The sequence below is a fragment of the Neobacillus sp. C211 genome (genome assembly GCF_051842875.1).
GTDB lineage: Bacteria > Bacillota > Bacilli > Bacillales > Cytobacillaceae > Neobacillus.
Genome location: NZ_JBPXRO010000072.1, coordinates 1 through 3,856 on the forward strand (window position 1 = coordinate 1; position 3,856 = coordinate 3,856).

At 34.5% G+C, this 3,856-nt stretch carries 5 protein-coding genes; 1 reads left to right on the forward strand and 4 read right to left on the reverse strand.

Going from position 1 to position 3,856, the window contains the following annotated elements:
• The 4 genes from murB to ACSU6B_RS28825 all read right to left on the reverse strand — a co-directional run.
• Window positions 1-740, reverse strand: a 740-nt coding sequence (gene murB / locus ACSU6B_RS28810) for a UDP-N-acetylmuramate dehydrogenase (RefSeq protein ID WP_410889885.1), incomplete at its 3' end; no start/stop codon positions are given.
• Between the two features lie 273 nt (window positions 741-1,013).
• The gene (locus tag ACSU6B_RS28815) at window positions 1,014-1,640 is read right to left on the reverse strand and encodes an FMN-dependent NADH-azoreductase (RefSeq protein WP_410889887.1); all 627 of its coding nucleotides are present in this window, start codon (window positions 1,638-1,640) and stop codon (window positions 1,014-1,016) included.
• A 54-nt stretch (window positions 1,641-1,694) separates the two neighbouring features.
• A complete protein-coding gene (locus tag ACSU6B_RS28820) occupies window positions 1,695-2,279 on the reverse strand; it encodes a DUF3238 domain-containing protein (RefSeq protein ID WP_410889889.1) in 585 nt (194 codons plus the stop codon).
• 155 nt (window positions 2,280-2,434) lie between these two features.
• Entirely contained in the window at window positions 2,435-3,019 is a 585-nt protein-coding gene (locus tag ACSU6B_RS28825) for a DUF3238 domain-containing protein (protein ID WP_410889891.1), read from the reverse strand.
• A 151-nt stretch (window positions 3,020-3,170) separates the two neighbouring features.
• Between ACSU6B_RS28825 and ACSU6B_RS28830 the strand changes: the two genes are divergently transcribed.
• On the forward strand, window positions 3,171-3,644 hold the full coding sequence (locus tag ACSU6B_RS28830) for a MarR family winged helix-turn-helix transcriptional regulator (protein ID WP_410889892.1): 474 nt from the start codon (window positions 3,171-3,173) through the stop codon (window positions 3,642-3,644).
• Window positions 3,645-3,856: the final 212 nt, after the last annotated feature.

Sequence of the window (3,856 nt, forward strand, 5' to 3'; positions counted from 1 at the left end):
CCTTGCAAACCGCTATCAGAGATCAGTTTACCTGCAAAATGATTGGGTGGACGTTTAAAGACACTTCCACAAGAAGGATATTCCAGAGGTTGTTTTTCGTTTCTTAGAAACGTAAATCTTTCCACTTTTTCTTGTATTTGTCCTTTATCCGCTTTCTCAAGGGAGAAAATTGCTTCTAGAACAATATACTTTTCTTTTTCAAAAACACTCGTTCTATATCCAAATTGAAATTCCAATTCATTGAGAATTAAAATTTTTCCAGACATTGTCATTACTTTGGACTTTTTTAGGACAAATGAAATCTCCCCACCATAGGCTCCTGCATTCATGATTAAAGCTCCTCCAACACTGCCTGGAATCCCACATGCAAATTCTATCCCTGATAAATGATGCTTGAGAGCAACTCTAGACACATCAATGATACTTGCTCCACCTTCAGCTTTAATTTCATTATCATTTACCTTTATCTTATTTAAATTGTCCAAATTCATGACAATTCCGCGAATCCCCTTATCGCGAATAATCATATTTGTTCCATAACCAAGTATGGTTAAAGGAATCCTTTTTAAAAAAGAGTATCGAGTTACTTTTTGAACTTCTTCTATATTTTCTGGCTTGATATAGATATCCGCATTTCCTCCCGTTTGGATAAATGTATGATTTGCCATCGGTTCATCAAGTCGTAAAAATGCATGAGGGCAAATTTCTTTAATTTCATCAAAAATTTGAGAGTAATTCATGATAATCAGTTATCTACTGTCAGCATCATTTCACTAACAGAGTTGGACCTCCTCCATATCAAAGTTCAAAAGCTTTTTTTCATATACTGTTATGTTATTTGGCTTAACTCCTCAATGTAAACCTTCTTTTTGTCGTTTTATTAAGTTGAGAATAGAAAGATCACATCAATTGGCTTCTTACTGCCCAAAAGTAGTAAGATAAGCGAATAAAAAGCAGTACCACCGCTATAAAAGTGTTCGTACTGCTATATTGAGTGACAAGTATTTTGTTAATTAGAATGTACTTGCTACTCTAACAGCCTTTTCAAGCCCTGCGGCAATAATTCCTGCTGATTTATCAGGGAATTGGTTGTGACCTTCAATTACTACTTTCTCTATTTCTTTTACACCGAAGAAGCCCATCATACTTTCTACATATTTAACAGCCATTTCTAATTTAGCTGCTGGTCCTTTAGAATATACACCGCCACTTGCGTTTAATAATGCAATTTTCTTATTCCTAATAAGACCTACTGGACCTTCTAACGTATATTTAAATGTTTTGCCCGCACGGTTTAAGTAATCAATATATGTGTGTAGGACAGCTGGGATTGTTAAATTCCATAATGGAAAACCAAACACAACTTTATCAGCTGCAAGGAATTGATCTAAATATTTATCAGTAACAGTTACAGCCTTTGCTTCCTGTGTTGTTAAATCAAGTCCTCTACTAGCCTTAAATGTACCGTTAATCATATCTACTCCTACATATGGCAATTCCTCATTGTACAAATCAAGCTCTATCACTGTATCATTTGGATGTGATTCTTTATAGCTCGCTAAAAAAGCCTCATATAATTTCACACTCACTGCTTGGTCTGCTGGGCGATTGTTTGCTTTTACAAATAAAACTGTTGTCATTCTCTTTTCCTCCTGTTACTCCTCTTACGTTGTTATAAGGGTATTATATTGTCTTTACAATATCTTTTTAAAACTATACTCCATTTCTCCACCTAGAGCTTCAGCCGTATCACCAGTTTCTCTGAAATCATGTGTATGAATTTCTTCAAACGGACCAAAATTTACTTGCTTATAAAATTCATAACAAGGGAATCCGTCATGTGCACCTTGAATATAGACAGTACCATCTTTTTTGACCTGTACAGTTAATAGGTAGTCAACAGGAGGTGCATATGCATTTAATGGGTTACTAGCACTAGCACTCATTTGAAATTTGACGTCATCAGAACTCCATACAATATCAGTGCACAAAATATCTTTTGTACTAGCTTTTCCTGTTCTTTTATTAACGGAACCATCTGAAGTTGTGATTCTTTCCGTTGTTATGCCAGTATTCGCATATGTGAAAATTTCATTTTTGTAAAAATCTACAACTACTTCTTGTTCAATTCTGGAACGCATAGCGTTTACAGCATAAGGTGTAAATTCACGTGAGTCACCTTCGAATTGAATCACGTTTCCTGTTTGAATATCCTTCTTAGGTTCAGTCCAAGACATGGGAATAAATACACTTGCTCTAATTTTAACGATATTAGGCATGAGACACACCTCTACAATTCTAATCTTATTTTGGGTAATACAGAAAACCTTTGAGCAAAACAGATCGCAATTTCTTTCGTATAATCAATTGTTTTTCCTTTAATATTTGCTGCTTCTTGTTTAAATAGTGCTATTCTTCTGATTCATATTTATATCTAAATCGTCGTTTTAAAACTGTATTCCATTTCTCCAGCTAGCGCTTCAGGAACGTCACCAGTTTTTCTGAAATCATGTGTATATATTAATTCAAATGGACCAAAATCTGTTTGCTTATAAAATTCATAGCAAGGGAACCCATCATGGGAACCTTCAATATGCGCAACACCACTTTTATTAACTCGTATAGTTAATAGATAATCAGCCGCAGGTGCTGCTGTATTTAAAGGATTGCTGGCACTTGCCCTCATTTCAAAAGAAACTTCATCAGCGCCCCACACAACATTAGTACATACAATATTTTCTGTACCTGTTTTTCCTTTTTTATAATCAATAGAACCATCTGGATTTGTAACTTTTACAGTTACGATACAAGCATTTGCATATGTGAAAATTTCTTTTTTATAAAAATCAATAATCACCTCTTGCTCTAATCGTGACCGCATTGTGTTTACCGCGTATGGTGTAAATTCACGTGCATCACCAGTATATTCGAAGATCCTTCCTGTTGCAGGATCTTTAATAGGTTCCAACCAAGCATACGGTGCAAATACACTTCCTCTAATTTTAACGATGTTAGCCATTAGAACCCTCCATAATTTATTAATTTTGTTTCGGTGAATTCTATTTCTTTCATACTCAAATTATAGTCAATTTGATTGACTATATTGTGTATAGTACAATGGATTTAAAATAAAGTCAACCAAATTGACCGTATTTAAGGAGGTTTTATGTGTGAATCATGGAGTATTTAGTGAATTGGATCTTACATCACTTTTATCATTATCCTTTAGTGCATCAATTAATGAACTACATGTCAGATTGAGTAAATTGGGATTTGAAGATATTAGACCTGTACATGGTTTTATGTTTAAATACATCACTCCTAATGGAGCAACAGGTATAGAACTAGCCGAATACTTAGGAATTACAAAGCAAGCTGTGAGTAAAATGGTGGATTATCTTGAGAAAAGTGGTTATGTAATGCGCCAAACTCATCCCACTGATAAAAGGGGGAAAATTATTGTTTTGACTGAACGAGGTTGGTTAGTAGTGAAAGCAAAAGAGGAGATACTAACTGAGATTGAGGGACGCTGGATTGAAAATATAGGTGCTGAACGAATGCAAATGCTCAAAGAAGATTTAACAAAATTAGTTTATGAAGCAAATGAAGGTAAGATATCTTCGAGGTCAAGACCTGTTTGGTAAATATAGAGTTTATATAGGGACTAACCGTACGTCCATTGACTTAAGAATCTGATGATCCCCCAAACGATAAAAGTAAGCATTTTTCTATGCAAATGGAAACAAAATTTTCGTTAGGGGGGTGCCTCAAAATATTAACTTGATGGGTATGTTCTTCCTTCCCTATTTTTGATTTATTTACATTTCACCAGAATAATTCATTTTGTTATTCTACT